Origin of the sequence: Paraburkholderia sp. UCT70, from assembly GCF_050434085.1 — a bacterium.
In the GTDB taxonomy this organism is placed as follows: Bacteria; Pseudomonadota; Gammaproteobacteria; order Burkholderiales; family Burkholderiaceae; genus Paraburkholderia; species Paraburkholderia tuberum.
The window spans coordinates 2,636,260-2,652,537 of record NZ_JBNPVZ010000002.1 but is presented as its reverse complement, the minus strand read 5'-3'; the positions used below and the strand labels follow the sequence as shown (position 1 = coordinate 2,652,537).

Here is a 16,278-nt window from a genome sequence, read left to right as displayed (position 1 = left end):
GTCATCGATATCGATGCGCTCCGGGATCGCCTTATTGGTGATTATCGATCCACATACGCCCCCAGTCCGACGCGTAGGCGAGCGCATGCTCTTCGTCGAAGAAGTAGTCGAGCGCGTCGAACGAATAAGCCTTGCGCGTATTCTCGTCGCGCTGCTCGATCGTCAGATTGGCGGCGAATAATCCGTTGGGGAGCAGTTGCGTTGCCGCTTCGACCTCGTAGCCCTTGTAGCGGATGTGTGAGTTCATGATCTTGACTTGTCTGTGTGCCCGCGAATGTCGTGCGGAATACCAATGCGTGTGGCGCGACCCTGTCGTTGCCATAGGTGAGTGAAGCGGCGGGCAGGTCAAGCGTAGGGTGCGCTGCGCAGCGGGTGAACCAATCTTTCGTCGAAAGCAAATCAGCGCGGGGCCGGAGTGGTAATCAGAAGCCCGGATTGGATCGAAGTCGCTGTGTCCGGTGACTCTATTCGCGTGGAGGCCCGGTGTCTGTTATGTGGCGCACGGTCGCTCGGCGCAAAGCGTGGCGCCGCGCGCGATTGCGGCGGCGTCACGGTGCCCGGGGAGTATTTCAGACCGCGTGCAGGACGCGCGCGGGACGACCGTCAGCGGCGATGGAGGCGGCGGGGCTCGGTGGGGAGGCCGGGCTCGCAGTCGCATGGCTCGACGCGGCGGGCGTGCCGTGCGCACGCTGTGCATTGAACGCGAGCGCGAACTGCGCGGCCTGCTGGCCGACGGTCGCGAGTTGCTCGATCACCTTCGGATCGGAGCAGCTGTCTGCGCTATCGAAGCGCGTCTCCAGCGTGTTGATGCCGGCACCGAACGGCGTCGGCCAGCCACGCAGTGCATGCACGATCGAGCGAAGCGACGTCAGCACGGAGCCCGCCGCCTGCCAGCCGTAGGCGGTGACGATGCAGCCCACCGCGCGGCCATCCAGATACGGGCGCTCGTCGGCGCGCAATTCCTCGAGCGTGTCGAGTGCGTTTTTCACGAGCCCGGACACGCCGCCGTGATAGCCGGGTGTCGCGATGATCACCGCGTCCGCGCGAGGCACCGCCTCGATCAGCTCGAGTTGTTCGTCGGTGCGGGCCGGCTGTTCCGGCGCGTAGTGTGGCAGGCTATGCAGAAAGGTGCCGCCGAACAGGCGGGTATGGGCGCCCGCGGCTTCGGCGCCGCGCAACGCGAAGGCGAGCGCGCGCTCGGTCGACGAGGCCGCGCGCGTCGTACCGCCAATACCGACGACGAGCGGCGGGCGGAAATGATCGGATCTGCTCAACGAAATGCTCCTTCGATTGCGGTTCACGGTGCGGTTCATGCGGAACTCATGCAGCGCTAGCAACGCACGTGCATGGCCGCGAACGGACCGGCCGGAGCGAACCGGACTTTGAAGCGTCATCTTAATGAGCGGCCGCCGCGCGCCTAAGCGACTTTTTGTTCTAACGATATAACCATGCATGAGCAGGTCGCCGAGCCGCTTCGCAATGCACGTGAGCGCGCGGCCGATAAGCATATGGCGAACCGTTGGTTGGGCGCGTGCGGGTCTGACGATAAGATGGGCTCGTCTCCTCCATGACATCTCCTTAGACATGGGACTCGGTCTCGCCACGCAAGTGGTGGGGCCTTTTTTTCGTGTGCCGTTGGAGGGCGATCTGCCGCCGTGCCATCGCGGCAATGCCGGCATGCGCGTGCTTGCGTGGAGGCCGGGTCACGATGACGCCGCTTTTAGCATGCTACGATGCCCGCAGTGATTTTTCGCGAGATCGAGTCCAGCATGGCAACCCTGTATGACACGCTCGGCGTGCCCACGCACGCCAACGACGACGAAATCAAGCGCGCCTACCGGAAAGCCGCGATGAAGTGGCATCCGGACCGCAACCACGGTGCCGAGGACGTGGCGCGCGCGGCGTTCCAGGAAATCAAGGACGCGTACGCGATCCTGTCCGATGCCGAGCAGCGCAACGTCTACGACGCGGTCTACACCGAGCAGATGCGCGAGTGGGAGGCGCAGCACACGCGTCGGCAACGCGCGCAGGCGAAGCGCGAGGCAGCGGCGCGCGCGGCCGACGAAGCCGCGTATGCCGAGATGGTGTCGATCGCGATCCGCTTCGCCGACCAGGGCCACAATCGCGACGTGCTGTTCGGCGTACTGCTCGGGCGGCAATGCGAACCGCAGCGCGCCGCGCAGATCGCCGACAGCGTCGCGGCGTTGCAGGCCGCGCGCCGCGACGAGGCGGACGCCGCGCAAAACGCCCAGCGCGCGGGAAAGACCGCGAAGAGCGCGCAAGCGGCGCAAGCCAAGGCGTCCGAGCCCGAACTGGCGGACCCCGCGCAAGACACCGGCACGGCCTCGCAAACCGCCCCTCACGACACGCAGCCTTCCAGACGCGAGAACCATGCGAAGCGCGACGAAACCGTCAGCGACATGCATCCGGCCGGCGCGCTCGGTAACCTGTGGTTTCAGTTCCTCAACAGCCTGAAGTTCTGACCCGCCGCCGACGGCGACCGGGCCAAGCCCATCGTGCCGGACCGGCGGGCCGGCGGCAGCGTCGGTTGATCTGGCAAATATTGACAGGGTGCTGAAACAGTGGGCCGGACACTGGTACACTGCCCATCGTTCGCAAAGTTGTGCTCTGTGCCCGTGAGTCGAGATACCTGGTGCGAATCCCGAGGCGCAAATAATAAAGACGCCGTAGTGTCACGGGGGCGCAAGACTGGAGCGGCACAATTCCGCCCAGAGGCCAATAAAAAAAACATCGGTACGGGGTAAGCGTGTCCAGAATATATAAGGTGTTGTTTCTCTGCCGCGATAATTCGATCCGCAGCATCATTGCAGAAGCTTTACTGCGCGAACTGGCGGGGCACCGGTTCGAGGCGTTCAGCGCGGGCCCTGAACCGGCCGCGCGCCTTCATCCACTCGCGGTCGCGCAATTGCGGCCCGGCATTTCCGGGCGCGCGGTGCTGAGCCCTAAAAGCTGGCTCGAATTCACCGGCGAATGGGCGCCGCGCATGGACATCGTGATCGCGCTCGACGAATTCGTCGGCGGACTGCACGCGCCGGTATTTCCCGGCGCACCGGCGTTCGTCTATTGGACCATTACCGATCCGCTCGCGGGCGGCCACGGGTCCGCTGACGAGCAGGCCCGTCTTTTCGACAAGACCTTCTGGCAGATCGTCCGGCAGGTCAGCGCGCTTATCGAACTGCCGCAATATGCGCAGCCTGCCTCGAATCACGCGAATCTCGTCGATGCGGCGAATGCCGTCAATGCGGGGAATACGGTGAATGCCGCGAATGCCGTAAATGTGGCAAGCGGTGGCGCAAAACCGGTGCGTGGCACGGCGGTTCGTCTCGAAGCCGCAGCCATTGTGCCCGCGCCTTCGAGCGCGGCGGCCTGCACCTAGCGGTTATTCGGGCGCGCGAGCCGCGTGCCGGCGAACGGGTCATTCGACCAGTCCACCTGTTTTGTCGGTTGGGGCGCGGGCGCCGGTTTTGCGGCCAATTCGAAATGCTCAATGCTCTGGCCGGCACTAATAGCCTGCTTCAACCATTGCGGCATTTCGCCATTGCCGTCCCAGCTGTCTCCGGTCGCATTGCGATAGCGCTCAGCCTTTTTGGCCAATGACTCGGTCGCTAGCGCTGCGGCAAGGTCTTCTGGTCTGATACCAAACTCTTCCATACGATGGCGGAGATACGCAATCATGCTATCTCGCTTCCTTTCGTCCATAGGATATTCGTCCTTCTAAAACGTGCAGCGTGCTGTCGAAGACAGATTGCGGGGAAAAAGCTGCGAAGCGTCGAGCCCGACTGAATGGGGCCGCCCCGCGGTGGGGTTGTCGATTGATGGAAATGCCATGTGCCGGGTTAAAAAACGTTGCTCCCTGAATTGCAATACGGCCTCGGACAAAGACGGCCGCTGGAACAACCGACCCTCGAACCGAGGGTCTCGATCAGCAAATATTTCAGCATGTCGCAACGTGACGAACGAGGCCGGTAAGCCTGACGTTCGCTATGAAAAACTCTGTGTCTCGATGCAATGATTGCGAATGGATGGAGTCATTCCACGCTGTCTTTCACCGGACTTTCGTCGATGTGCGGGTTCGCTTTTTGTGCGTTGTAGCAACATGATAGCGCAATGCGCGAGCAAAGCACGCTTAGTTCATGTTGAATTTGTCGGTGAATGCGGTTTCTCGAACGGTGTGGACGATTGGCGACACCGCTGGAAGCTCCTGGATTGAATTCCGGGGTGCGCGAACTATAAAAGAAGGACGACAAGCTGCGAATGCAGACTTACAGCCGCCTTGTGCGCGCCGATTCCGCCGACGCTCGGGAACGCGTCGAGTATCGGTTGCAAGCGCGGTAATTCTTTATCTGTTTAGTTCGGTGACCCGTCGCAGCAGTAGCGCATTGGCATCGACCCGTTCCTCGGCCCGATTGGGCAGGTTGGCTGTTCTCGGATCAATTCTTATGGAGGACGAACACTGCTGCGCCGGATTCGAGGAGTCCGGAAATGAGAGTACGTATATTGATGATTGCCGCGACCGCCGTTCTGTTTCTCGCGCCGAGAACGGCCATCGCGGAGGAGTTGAGCGGCCAGGCGGACCACGCCGTGTCGGGTCGCGCGATGATGGAGCACGATGCGAACGAATCGGCGCAGGCGACGACCGACATGTCGTTCGGTCAGAACTGGGACCCGCGTGAGCAGGGCATACGCAACGCGTCGTATGGTGGTGTTCCGGCGGGCGAGTCGCAAGCGGGAGGCCGGCGCAGCCAGTCATGCTCGTTTAGCACGGAGTGCAAGACTTATTTCGGTCAATGACCAGAGTTCGCGAGCGGCAGCGGGGCGCCAGGAACGACCCCGGATCGCGAGGCGACGAACAGGTGCCGCGCGCTGCCGCCGCCTTTCACGCGCTTGATCGCAAGCGCATGCCATTTCACGCGAATGCCAATTCCCGCTGGGCCTCGACGCAGCGCTCGCCGAGGCGAGCGACGATATCGTCGACGCCGCGCGCCGCGTCGTTTTCCGCCGCTTCGTAGTAACCGCGGAACTCCTCGAGCAGATCGCGCCATGACCCATGCCAGCGCGTTTCTCTTAGACAGGCCCCGGACGAATCGGCAATACGCAACACGCCGTTGTCCGGATAGAACGTCAGCGTGACGAGGAGGCCGTCGATGACGCAGGCGGCGGTGCAGGGGCGAGTCGTGACCATGTGTGGTGTCCTTTCGATAAACCAATGTGTGTGCGTTTGACCGTGACGCGAGCGTTAGCAAACGCTGTGCCTGTGATGCCCACATGACCGTGGCCATCGGCTCGGGCGTCCTTATTCGTTGCCTTGACGGCAAAATTCGCTCGATCAAAAGCCGTGTTCGCAGTATTCCAATGATTGACGACAATTTTTTGTATTCGTCGCGCAGCGATGCGTAATCGCTTCAGTATCATCCATTAAGGGTTTGTGCGGAGTCGTTCGGCGATTGCCAATCTGCCGCGCGCCTACCGCTTTTCAATGCATATCGAATGCGCCGATTCGACTGTTGTCAGGCAACCGGACAGAGTCAGAGCGAGGACGGCGTCGCCGGGCATCTGAGCTCAGCGAATTGCAGCGATCATATTTTTATCGCAAATGAATCGCCCACCGTCATAAAAGATTTGACGCGGCAAACCCGATTAATCGGGAATGGCGATGCGCCACTTTTCTTGCCATTCCTTTGCGCGTTTGCTAGCATCTCCGAAACCGTTTTAAATAGTCATAACGTTCGGCAATTTCCGGACCCGCTCACGTTGGGTCGCCCGGTAGTCCATCTCGTTGCGAGGAATATGTTATGGCTAGCTCTCTACCCCTCCGCTGACGCTCGCGGGAACGCATGCGCAAAGCCGCGCGGCTCCTTGCGCAAGCTCATCCGCCACGACTCCGCATACCGATTGCATCGCATGGAGAAGCACGCGCTTTTCGCGATCAGCTCTCCAGGACAAATCGACGCATTAGAAAGGAACCGCCATTGGTTTCAAAAAGCGTAACCCCGTCCGATAAAAGCGATTAATAGTCCGTTTTTCTTTTTATTCGAAGCGACTGCACTTGCCGCTGCTAAGCGTAGTACGCGATCTGCGACAAAACATTTGCCGTAACATCGACGCAATCAAAAGGAGCATTTCATGGCTTGTAATTCAACGGACTCCGGGCTCATGCGGGTGAAGGCGATCGCGGTTGCGTTGGTGGTTTGCGTCGCGGCGGCGGGTCCGGCGCTGGCACAGGACAACGCGGCCGCGTCCGCGCCGGAACAGCGGGCAATTGGCGCCGCCGCGCTGCTGCACGTTCAGGCGCGCGTCGTCGCGATCGATCCCGCGACGAACAGCGTGACGCTGCGCGGCCCGCAAGGCGGCGAGGAAACTTTCGACGTGAATCCGCAAGCCGCCGACGTCAGCAAGCTGCATGTCGGCGACGTCGTGACGATTGCGTACAAGAAGGCGGTGCTGGTCGGCGTCGACAAACTCGCGCCGAACGGAATCCGCCAGCGCATCGATACCGAAGTCACGCAGCCCGCGGCCAACGGTGTCGTTGCATCGGCGCGGCGCGTCGAGGTCGTCGCGACGGTGCGCAAGATCGATCGCAAGAAGCGCACGATCACGCTGCGCGGGCCGTCGCGCACGGAAACGCTCGACGTGGCGCCGGACATTGCGCTCGAGAAACTGAAGGTCGGCGATTCGGTGCGCGCGGTGTTCGTCTCGGCCATCGCGGCGTCGGTGTCGCGCAATGGCGCGGACGTCAAATAACGGCGATCGAGAAGGCTTAAATAAACTACGCTGAAGCGTATCGAGGTGCACGGCGTGGAACCGCAACCGGCGGTTCGATGTCGCGCGCCGGCCATTGCGGCTCAGGTTTCACGATGGTCATCGCGTCGCGCGCGAAGGAGCGGGGAATGGAACAGAGCGAAACGGAAACCACTGCCGAATCGGAGCGCAAACGGCTGGTCCGCAGCAAGATACACGTGGGCCTCGCGGCGCTCGGCACGTTATCGTCGGTGTTCGGGATCGGCATAGCGATCATCGGCGGGATCAACTACGACCAGACCAAGGTGCTGGTCGGCGTCGGCATCATCGTCGTGTCGACCATTCTGTATGTCTCGATGCTTTTCGTCGCTGCCGATGATTAGCCGCTTCGCCTCCCTTTAGCGCTCGCTCCCGCTGCCGATCCACTTTTGCTATCGCCCCCGCGAATAGTCGGATTGTTGGCGCATCGCGCCGCCCGTATATTGGCTGCAGCGATATACGACAACTCGATGGCACGCCGCACGGCGGCCTACAGGAGCGCAGCAATGAATCGAATCGATCTGGAGGGGCGCACGGTCGTCATCACCGGCGGCGCGCGTGGCATCGGCTACGCGGTCGCGCAGCGGGCGTTGCGCTCGGGCGCGTCGGTCGCGTTGTGGGACGTCGATAGCGAACGGCTCGCGCGCAGCCAGCGCGAGCTGAGCGAACTCGGCAAGGTGAGCGCCATCACGGTCGAGCTGACCGACGACGCCGCGGTCCAGCAGGCCACCGCGCAAACGGTCGCCGGGCACGGCTCGATCGACGTGCTGATCAACTGCGCGGGCATCACCGGCGGCAACGGCACGACCTGGGAGCTTGCGCCCGACATGTGGCGCCGCGTGATCGACGTGAATCTGATCGGCCCGTACCTGACCTGCCGCGCGGTTGTGCCGCAAATGCTGAAGCAGGGCTACGGCCGCATCGTCAATATCGCGTCGGTGGCGGGCAAGGAGGGCAATCCGAATGCTTCGCACTACAGCGCATCGAAAGCGGGGTTGATCGGGCTCACCAAGTCGCTCGGCAAGGAACTCGCGACCAAAAACATCCTCGTCAATGCGGTCACGCCGGCCGCGGCCAAGACCGAAATCTTCGATTCGATGTCGCAGCAGCACATCGACTACATGCTGTCGAAGATTCCGATGAACCGTTTCCTGCTGCCGGAAGAAGCGGCGTCGCTGATCCTGTGGCTGTCCTCCGAAGACTGCGCGTTCAGCACCGGCTCGGTATTCGACCTGTCGGGCGGCCGCGCCACCTATTGAGCGCACTGCTCGCGCATTGCTCACGCAGTGCTCACGTCCCGCAGCGTATTGCACACGCGTCGAACGCGCGGTGTCGAGTCGCTTCGACGCCTCTCTCACGGAGCCCTTTCATGGCCATGCCTACCATCCGGCACGTGCGTGCCTTCATCGTTCGCGGCGGCGGCGCGGACTATCACGACCAGGCCGGCGGACACTGGATCGACGATCACATCGCGACGCCGATGGCGCGTTATCCCGAGTACCGCCAGAGCCGTCAGTCGTTCGGCATCAATGTGCTCGGCACGCTGGTCGTCGAGATCGAAGCGAGCGACGGCACCGTGGGCTTCGCGGTGACGACCGGCGGCGAGATCGGCGCGTTCATCGTCGAAAAGCATCTCGCGCGTTTTCTCGAAGGGCAGCTGGTGACCGACATCGAGAAGATGTGGGACCAGATGTACTTCGCGACGCTGTACTACGGGCGCAAGGGCGTCGTGCTGAACACGATTTCCGGTGTCGATCTCGCGCTGTGGGATCTGCTCGCGAAGGTTCGCAAGGAGCCCGTGTATCAGCTATTGGGCGGCCCGGTGCGCGACGAGCTGGTGTTCTATGCGACCGGCGCGCGGCCCGATCTCGCGAAGGAGATGGGCTTCATCGGCGGCAAGCTGCCGTTGCAGCATGGTCCCGCGGAAGGCGAAGACGGACTCAGGCAAAACCTCGACAAGCTGGCCGACATGCGGTCGCGCGTCGGCGACGACTTCTGGCTGATGTACGACTGCTGGATGAGCCTCGACGTGCGCTACGCGACGCGGCTCGCGCAAGGCGCGCACGAATACGGCCTCAAATGGGTCGAGGAATGTCTTCCTCCCGACGATTACTGGGGTTACGCCGAACTGCGCCGCAACGTGCCACGCGGCATGATGGTGTCGACCGGCGAGCACGAGGCGACGCGCTGGGGCTTCCGGATGCTGCTGGAGATGCAGTGCTGCGATCTGATCCAGCCCGACGTCGGCTGGTGCGGCGGCATCACCGAGCTGATCAAGATTTCCGCGCTCGCCGATGCGCACAACGTGATGGTGGTGCCGCATGGGTCGTCGGTGTACAGCTATCACTTCGTCGTCACGCGCCATAACTCGCCGTTCTCCGAGTTTCTGATGATGGCGCCGAAAGCCGACGAAGTCGTGCCGATGTTCAACCCGCTGCTGCTCGACGAGCCGGTGCCGGTGAACGGGCGCATGAAGGTGCCGGACACGCCGGGCTTTGGCGTGCGGCTCAATCCGGAATGCGCGCTGGTGCGGCCTTATCAGCATTGAACGTGTCGAACGTTTTGAACCTGTGCCGAACGGCGAACCGCCGCAAAGGAGATTAGGGTGCTGCTCAAGGACAAAGTCGTGATCGTCACCGGCGGCTCGCGCGGCATCGGACGCGCGATCGCGGTGGCATGCGCGCGCGAAGGCGCGGACGTGGCGATCAACTACTGGGGCGACAACGACGCATCGTATGGCCGGCGCTCGGCGGTCGAGGAAGTCGTCGGCGAAATCGAGGCGTTGGGGCGGCGCGTGATCGCGGTGGAAGGCAACGTCGCGGCGCGCGACACCGGCCAGGAGCTGGTGCGACGGACGGTCGACGCGTTCGGCAAGCTCGACGTGCTCGCGAGCAATGCCGGCATCTGCCCGTTTCACGCGTTTCTCGACATGCCGGCGGACGTGCTCGAATCGACGGTCGCGGTCAACCTGAACGGCGCGTTCTTCGTGACACAGGCTGCCGCGCAGCAGATGAAAAAGCAGGGCACCGGCGGCGCGATCGTCGCGACGAGTTCGATCAGCGCGTTGGTGGGCGGCGGCATGCAAACGCATTACACGCCGACCAAGGCCGGCGTGCATTCGCTGATGCAGTCGTGCGCGATCGCGTTGGGGCCGTTCGGCATCCGCTGCAATTCTGTCATGCCGGGCACGATCGCGACCGATCTGAACGCCGAAGATCTCGCCGACGAAGCGAAGAAGGCCTACTTCGAAAAGCGCATTCCGCTTGGCCGCCTCGGGCGTCCCGACGACGTCGCCGATTGCGTCGTGTTTCTCGCGTCGGACCGCGCGCGCTATGTGACGGGCGCCGCGCTGCTCGTCGACGGCGGCCTGTTCGTGAACCTGCAATAAGCGACGCGATGCGGGCGTCAATTGACCGTGACGGGCGTAGTCGGCGTGCCGGGTGCGGCGGCCGGATTGTCGCGCGCGAGGTCGCGCGAGAAGCCGCGCAGCAGTTCGATGAAGCGCAGCGCCGGCTCGGCGAGCTGCTCTTCCTTGCGCGTGAGAATGCCGAAACCCGCGAGACTCTTGCCGATTTCGAGTGGCAGCGCGACCAGCAGCCCGCCGCGCACATGATCGCGCACGACCGACTCCGGCAGCATCGCGACCGCATCGTAATTCTCGAGCAATTGCAGCGTCGCGAAGATCGACGCGCATTCGGTCAGATTGACTGGCGTGGCGAGCCCGGCACGCGCGAGTTCTTCCTCGAACAGCACGCGCGCCGGACTCGTGACGGGTTGCGCAACCCACGGCCACGCGACCAGTTCGCGCAACGTGATGCGCGTGCGCCGCGCGAGCGGATGCACGGCGCGAACGACGAGCAGCAGCGTTTCGCGCGCGAGCGGCTCGAAGCTGAAGTCATTGTGCTGCAGAGGGTTGGTCAGGCGCCCCAGCGCGAGATCGACCTCGCGCCGATGCAGCAATTGCACGACCTGATCGCTTGTTTCACCGAGGATGCGCACGCTGAGCAGCGGGCTTTCGGTCTTCAGCGCGGCGACCGACATCGCCAGCAGATCGGGCGCGGCGCCCATGATCGCGCCGACGGTCAACTGGCCGTGACCGCCGCGGCGTTTGACATCGAGGTCTTCGGCGAAGCGTGTGAGCTCGGCGAGCGCACGGCGCGCGTAAGCGAGCGTGACGACGCCGAGCGGCGTCGGCGTCATGCCGCGCGCGTTGCGCTCGAACAGCAGGAAGCCGAACGCTTCCTCGATGTCGCCGAGCATGCGGCTCGCGCTCGGTTGCGCGACGTTGACGGCCTCGGCGGCCTGATGCAGGTTGCGGGTGTCGTCGAGTGCGACGAGCAGGGCGAGATGCTTGAACTTGAGACGATTGACGAGTGCGACGGCGGCTGAATGTTGGCTCATGGTGCCAGTAGGAGTGCCCGTGCGATTCGGTTTGTGGATCGACCAATCCCAACAACGGATTGAGAGGCTATCGATGCAGGAATTATAGTCGTTCGAAGAGGTCGACAGGAGACAGGCCGCAATGGAGACAATCGCTTTCCGGATGGTGCTGAACCCCGGCATGCGCGAAGAATACGAACGGCGTCATATGCAGATCTGGCCCGAGCTCGTTGACGCGCTGCACAACGCCGGCGTGCGCGACTACCGGATTTTCTTCGACCCCGCCACGCATCATCTTTTCGCGGTGCTCTCGCGCACCAGCGATCACACGATGAACGAGTTGCCGCAACTCGACGTGATGCGCAAATGGTGGGATTACATGGCCGACATCATGCAGACCGCGCCCGATCACACGCCGCTGACGCAGACGCTCGAACCGGTCTTTCATCTCAGTCATTGAGTCGAGCTGAACGCAGCTGAACCCCGCAACGACGCACGAACCTCGAAAACGCTTTTCACCGGACGAAGGTGCCGCATGCAGGTTGTCGATTCGCATATCCATCTGTGGGATCTGAAGACGCATCGCTATCCGTGGCTGGAGAACCCGGGCGTGTCGTTCGTCGGCGATGCGCGCGATCTGAAGCACGACTATCTGCTCGACGATCTGCTCGGTGAAGCGGGCGACATCGACGTGCTGAAGCTCGTGCACGTCGAAGCGAATCACGATCCGGCCGATCCCATCGAGGAAACGCGCTGGTTGCAGTCGATCGCGGATCGCGACGCCTCGCGCGGCATGCCGAACGCGATCGTCGCCGCTGTGGACCTGTCCGCGCAAAATGCGCCCGCGTTGCTCGAAGCGCATGCGACGTTCGCGAATACGCGCGGCATCCGGCAGATTCTCAACGTGCACGACAACAAACTGTTCAATTACGTCGGCCGGCATTACATGCGCGAGCCGCGGTGGCGCGAGCATTTCGCGTTGCTGCGCCGTTACGACCTGTCGTTCGATCTGCAACTGTATCCGTCGCAAATGGAAGAGGCGGCCGCCTTGGCGCGTGCGCATGCGGACACGCTTCTGGTCGTCAATCATGCTGGCATGTTCGTCGATCGTAATAGCGTGGCCGGTTACCGCGCGTGGCGCGAAGGCATGCGCCTGCTCGCGGCGTGTCCGAACGTCGCGGTGAAGATCAGCGGGCTCGCGATGTTCGATCATCACTGGACCGTCGAAAGCCTGCGGCCTTATGTGCTCGAAACGATCGATACGTTCGGCGTCGAACGTGCGATGTTCGCGTCGAATTTTCCGGTCGACCGGCTGTTTGGTTCGTATGCGGATTTGTGGCGCGCCTATGCGGCGATCGTTGGCGATGCCAGCGAGGCTGAGAAGGACGCGCTGTTTCGTCGCAACGCGGAACGGTTCTACCGGATTTGACACGCCGCGCGTCGAAGAGAAGACAGCCGCAAAAAAGGAGACACGCAGTGCAGCCATCCCCTTCCACGGTGCCGCGACTCGAATTGCGGCACGCGAGCAAATCCTTCGGCCGGGTGCGCGCGCTGTCCGACGGCGAGCTCGTGCTGTGGCCCGGCGAGGTGCATGCGCTGCTCGGCGAGAACGGCGCGGGCAAATCGACGCTCGTGAAAATTCTCGCCGGGGTGCATCAGCCCGACGCCGGCGAGCTTCTGGTGAACGGCGAGCCACGTCGCTTCGCGACGCCGGCCGAAGCGCGCGACGCCGGGCTCGCGGTCATCTATCAGGAGCCGACGTTGTTCTTCGATCTGTCGATCGCGGAGAACATCTTCATGGGCCGGCAGCCGGTCGACCGCTTCGGCCGCATCCAGTACGACGCGATGCATCGCGAAGTGGACGGACTGCTTGCGTCGCTCGGCGTCGAACTGCGCGGGGATCAACTGGTGCGCGGTCTGTCGATCGCGGATCAGCAGGTGATCGAAATAGCGAAGGCGTTGTCGCTAAACGCGAGCGTGCTGATCATGGATGAACCGACGGCCGCGTTGTCGCTGCCCGAAGTCGAGCGGCTCTTCGCGATCGTGCGCAAGCTGCGCGAACGCGACGTCGCGATTCTGTTCATCACGCACCGGCTCGACGAAGTATTCGCGCTGACGCAGCGCGTGACGATCATGCGCGACGGCGCGAGAGTCTTCGACGCACTAACCGCCGATCTGACCACCGACGCAATCGTCGCAAAGATGGTCGGCCGCGATCTGGAAACGTTCTATCCGAAGGCCGATTGCACACCGGGCGACGTGCGTCTGTCGGTGCGCGGCCTGACGCGCATCGGCGTGTTCAAGGATGTCTCGTTCGACGTGCGCGCCGGCGAGATCGTCGTGCTCGCGGGCCTCGTCGGCGCGGGACGCAGCGAGGTCGCGCGGGCGATCTTCGGTATCGATCCGCTCGATTCGGGCGAAGTATGGCTGGCCGGCAAGCGGCTCGACACCGGCAAGCCCGCGGCCGCGGTGCGCGCCGGGCTCGCGCTCGTGCCGGAGGATCGCCGCCAGCAGGGGCTCGCGCTCGAACTGAGCATCGCGCGCAATGCGTCGATGACGGTGCTCGGACGGCTCGTTCGGCATGGGCTCATTTCGACGCGTAGCGAAACGCAGCTCGCCAACAAGTGGGGCACGCGTCTGCGCCTGAAGGCGAGCGACCCGGGGGCGCCGGTCGGTACGCTGTCGGGCGGCAACCAGCAGAAGGTCGTGCTCGGCAAGTGGCTCGCGACCGGCCCGAAAGTGCTGATCATCGACGAACCGACGCGCGGCATCGACGTTGGCGCGAAAGCCGAGGTGTATGGCGCGCTCGCCGAACTCGTGCGCGATGGCATGGCCGTGCTGATGATTTCGAGCGAGCTGCCCGAGGTGCTCGGTATGGCCGATCGTGTGCTCGTGATGCACGAAGGCCGCATCAGCGCGGAGCTCGCGCGCCCCGACGCGAACGAGGAGCGCATCATGGGCGCCGCGCTCGGTCAGGGACTTTCACCATTGGGACGTGCAGCATGATGCGCCATTCCACCCATCCCGCGCCGGTGCGGCAGTCGCTGCCGAAGCGTTCCGCCGCTTCATCGGGCGGCCTCGTCGCGAGCGTCGCGAAGAGCCGCGAAACCACGTTGTTCGTCGTGCTGATCTTGCTGATCGCGGGGACCGGGCTCGCGAAGCCGCAGTTCCTGAATCTGCAGAATTTGCGCGACGTGCTGCTGAACGTGTCGATCATCAGTCTGCTGACAGCTGGGATGACCGTCGTGATCCTGATGCGGCATATCGATCTGTCGGTCGGCTCGACGGTGGGTATCAGCGCGTACGCGGTGGGCAGCCTGTACGTTGCGTTCCCGCATATGCCGGTGCTCGTCGCGCTGGCCGCGGGGCTAGCGATCGGGCTCGTCGCGGGTGGCATCAACGCGCTGCTCGTCGCGGTGGGGCGCGTGCCTTCGCTCGTGGCGACGCTGTCGACGCTGTACATCTTTCGCGGCGCCGATTACGCATGGGTGCACGGCGGCCAGATCAACGCGACCAGTCTGCCCGACGCGTACTCGCGGCTCGCGACCGGCACGCTGCTCGGCATCCCGACGCTCGCGCTGATCGCGATCGTCGTACTCGCCGGCCTGTCGGTGTATCTGAAGCAGTTTCGCGGCGGTCGCGAGCACTATGCGATCGGCTCGAATCCGGAAGCCGCGCGGCTCGCGGGCGTGAACGTCGAGCGTCGCGTGATGTCGGGCTTTTTGTTGTCCGGGGCGATTGCGGGCTTTGCGGGCGCGTTGTGGCTCGCGCGCTTCGGCACCGTCGATGCCAGCACCGCGAAGGGCATCGAATTGCAGGTCGTCGCGGCGGCGGTGGTCGGCAGTGTCGCGATTACGGGCGGCGTCGGCACGATCCTCGGCGCGACGCTCGGTGCGCTCGTGCTCGGCGTGATCAGCATCGCGCTCGTCGTGCTGCACGTGTCGCCGTTCTGGGAGCAGGCGATCCAGGGCGCGCTGATCGTCGCCGCGATCGCCGCCGATACGCTGCTGGCCCGCTCCGTCGCCAAACGCATGATGAGGAAACGCGATCATGGCTAAACCCGATTCCGCGCTGCTCACGCGCAAGCGCGAAACGCCGCTGCAATGGGAAGTGTTGCTGGTGATCGTGCTGATCGTGTCGCTGGTGTTGGGCCGCTGGCTGTCGCCGGTGTTTCTGACCGGCGCGAACCTGAGCAACGTATTCGCCGATCTGACCGAGATCGCGCTGATGGCGCTGCCGATGACGCTGATCATCGTCGCCGCCGAAATCGATCTGTCGGTCGCGTCGGTGCTGGGCGCGTCGAGCGCGCTGATGGGCGTGCTGTGGCACATGGGTCTGCCGATGCCGGTCGTGATCGTTGTGGTGCTGATCGCCGGCGCGCTGGCGGGCCTGCTGAACGGTCTCGTGATCGTCAAGCTGAACCTGCCGTCGCTCGCGGTCACGATCGGTACGCTCGCGCTGTTTCGCGGTCTCGCGTACGTGCTGCTCGGCGATCAGGCGGTCGCGGATTTTCCGGCCGCGTTTACGGCGTTCGGCATGAACACGCTTGGCCCCACGTTCATTCCGTTGCCGTTCGTGATCGTGATCGTCGCCGCCGTGCTGTTCACGGTTCTGCTGCAAGCCACCGCGTTCGGCCGCAGTCTCTATGCGATCGGCGCGAATCCGACCGCCGCCGCGTTCTCCGGCATCGAGGTCGCGAAGATCCGCTTGCGCCTGTTCGTGCTGTCGGGTCTCGTCAGCGCGCTCGCGGGCATCGTCTATACGCTGCGCTTCACGAGCGCGCGCGGCGATAACGGCGAGGGCTTCGAGCTGTCGGTGATCGCCGCGGTGCTGTTCGGTGGCGTCAGCATTTTCGGCGGACGCGGCTCGATGGTCGGCGTGCTGCTGTCGCTGCTGATCATCGGCGTGCTCAAGAACGCGCTGACACTCGACGACGTATCGAGCGAAACGCTGACCATCGTGACCGGCGTGCTGCTGCTCGCGTCGGTGCTGATTCCGAACCTCGTCGCGCGCTGGCGGGCGGCACGCGACCGGCGTTTCATCGCGAAGTCCGCAGCCACGTCTTCTTCATCCGCAACCTAGCTTCCCCTCTCTGTCCAA

General features: G+C 63.6%; 18 protein-coding genes. 13 read left to right on the top strand and 5 right to left on the bottom strand.

Annotated features, from left to right (window positions below):
* Positions 1-31: 31 nt before the first annotated feature.
* A complete protein-coding gene (locus tag OKW41_RS14540; RefSeq protein ID WP_008917353.1) occupies positions 32-247 on the bottom strand; it encodes a hypothetical protein in 216 nt (71 codons plus the stop codon).
* Between the two features lie 322 nt (positions 248-569).
* Entirely contained in the window at positions 570-1,313 is a 744-nt protein-coding gene (locus tag OKW41_RS14535) for an NADPH-dependent FMN reductase (RefSeq protein WP_429572948.1), read from the bottom strand.
* A 456-nt stretch (positions 1,314-1,769) separates the two neighbouring features.
* Here OKW41_RS14535 and OKW41_RS14530 point away from each other — a divergent pair, with 456 nt between their 5' ends.
* Both OKW41_RS14530 and OKW41_RS14525 read left to right on the top strand, forming a co-directional pair.
* Positions 1,770-2,483 (top strand): J domain-containing protein, encoded by a 714-nt coding sequence (locus tag OKW41_RS14530; protein ID WP_429572947.1) that lies wholly within the window; start codon positions 1,770-1,772, stop codon positions 2,481-2,483.
* 284 nt (positions 2,484-2,767) lie between these two features.
* A complete protein-coding gene (locus tag OKW41_RS14525; protein ID WP_429443845.1) occupies positions 2,768-3,397 on the top strand; it encodes an arsenate reductase ArsC in 630 nt (209 codons plus the stop codon).
* Here OKW41_RS14525 and OKW41_RS14520 read toward each other — a convergent pair.
* Positions 3,394-3,720 carry an H-NS family nucleoid-associated regulatory protein gene (locus OKW41_RS14520; RefSeq protein WP_429443844.1) on the bottom strand — a complete coding sequence of 109 codons (327 nt, stop codon included), beginning with the start codon at positions 3,718-3,720 and terminating at the stop codon, positions 3,394-3,396. The genes OKW41_RS14525 and OKW41_RS14520 overlap by 4 nt on opposite strands.
* A 783-nt stretch (positions 3,721-4,503) precedes the next feature.
* Here OKW41_RS14520 and OKW41_RS14515 point away from each other — a divergent pair.
* Positions 4,504-4,812 carry a hypothetical protein gene (locus tag OKW41_RS14515; RefSeq protein ID WP_184031551.1) on the top strand — a complete coding sequence of 103 codons (309 nt, stop codon included), beginning with the start codon at positions 4,504-4,506 and terminating at the stop codon, positions 4,810-4,812.
* Positions 4,813-4,927: 115 nt separating this feature from the next.
* Here OKW41_RS14515 and OKW41_RS14510 read toward each other — a convergent pair whose 3' ends face one another.
* On the bottom strand, positions 4,928-5,203 hold the full coding sequence (locus OKW41_RS14510) for a hypothetical protein (protein WP_429572946.1): 276 nt from the start codon (positions 5,201-5,203) through the stop codon (positions 4,928-4,930).
* A gap of 941 nt (positions 5,204-6,144) precedes the next feature.
* Here OKW41_RS14510 and OKW41_RS14505 point away from each other — a divergent pair.
* The 5 genes from OKW41_RS14505 to OKW41_RS14485 all read left to right on the top strand — a co-directional run bounded on the left by OKW41_RS14505 (position 6,145) and on the right by OKW41_RS14485 (position 10,186).
* Positions 6,145-6,762: a copper-binding protein gene (locus tag OKW41_RS14505; RefSeq protein WP_429572945.1), complete on the top strand. Its 618-nt coding sequence runs from the start codon at positions 6,145-6,147 to the stop codon at positions 6,760-6,762.
* A 146-nt stretch (positions 6,763-6,908) separates the two neighbouring features.
* Positions 6,909-7,142, top strand: a complete 234-nt coding sequence (locus OKW41_RS14500; protein ID WP_429443840.1) for a hypothetical protein — start codon at positions 6,909-6,911, stop codon at positions 7,140-7,142.
* Between the two features lie 162 nt (positions 7,143-7,304).
* Positions 7,305-8,057, top strand: a complete 753-nt coding sequence (locus tag OKW41_RS14495) for an SDR family NAD(P)-dependent oxidoreductase (protein WP_429572944.1) — start codon at positions 7,305-7,307, stop codon at positions 8,055-8,057.
* 110 nt (positions 8,058-8,167) lie between these two features.
* Entirely contained in the window at positions 8,168-9,346 is a 1,179-nt protein-coding gene (gene rhmD, locus OKW41_RS14490; protein ID WP_184031529.1) for an L-rhamnonate dehydratase, read from the top strand.
* 57 nt (positions 9,347-9,403) lie between these two features.
* Entirely contained in the window at positions 9,404-10,186 is a 783-nt protein-coding gene (locus tag OKW41_RS14485) for an SDR family NAD(P)-dependent oxidoreductase (RefSeq protein ID WP_184062740.1), read from the top strand.
* A 17-nt stretch (positions 10,187-10,203) separates the two neighbouring features.
* On the opposite strand, the gene OKW41_RS14480 is transcribed toward OKW41_RS14485, so the two are convergent.
* Positions 10,204-11,199 carry a LysR family transcriptional regulator gene (locus tag OKW41_RS14480; RefSeq protein ID WP_018425428.1) on the bottom strand — a complete coding sequence of 332 codons (996 nt, stop codon included), beginning with the start codon at positions 11,197-11,199 and terminating at the stop codon, positions 10,204-10,206.
* Between the two features lie 121 nt (positions 11,200-11,320).
* Between OKW41_RS14480 and rhaM the strand changes: the two genes are divergently transcribed.
* The 5 genes from rhaM (at position 11,321) to OKW41_RS14455 (ending at position 16,260) form a co-directional block, all read left to right on the top strand.
* On the top strand, positions 11,321-11,638 hold the full coding sequence (gene rhaM, locus OKW41_RS14475; protein WP_429572943.1) for an L-rhamnose mutarotase: 318 nt from the start codon (positions 11,321-11,323) through the stop codon (positions 11,636-11,638).
* Positions 11,639-11,713: 75 nt separating this feature from the next.
* Complete coding sequence (locus tag OKW41_RS14470) at positions 11,714-12,607, top strand: amidohydrolase family protein (RefSeq protein ID WP_429572942.1); 894 nt, start codon at positions 11,714-11,716, stop codon at positions 12,605-12,607.
* Between the two features lie 47 nt (positions 12,608-12,654).
* On the top strand, positions 12,655-14,184 hold the full coding sequence (locus tag OKW41_RS14465; protein WP_429572941.1) for a sugar ABC transporter ATP-binding protein: 1,530 nt from the start codon (positions 12,655-12,657) through the stop codon (positions 14,182-14,184).
* Complete coding sequence (locus OKW41_RS14460; RefSeq protein ID WP_429572940.1) at positions 14,181-15,236, top strand: ABC transporter permease; 1,056 nt, start codon at positions 14,181-14,183, stop codon at positions 15,234-15,236. The genes OKW41_RS14465 and OKW41_RS14460 overlap by 4 nt, the downstream gene beginning before the upstream one ends.
* The gene (locus OKW41_RS14455; RefSeq protein ID WP_429572939.1) at positions 15,229-16,260 is read left to right on the top strand and encodes an ABC transporter permease; all 1,032 of its coding nucleotides are present in this window, start codon (positions 15,229-15,231) and stop codon (positions 16,258-16,260) included. Before OKW41_RS14460 ends, OKW41_RS14455 begins: the two co-directional genes overlap by 8 nt.
* Positions 16,261-16,278 lie beyond the last annotated feature (18 nt).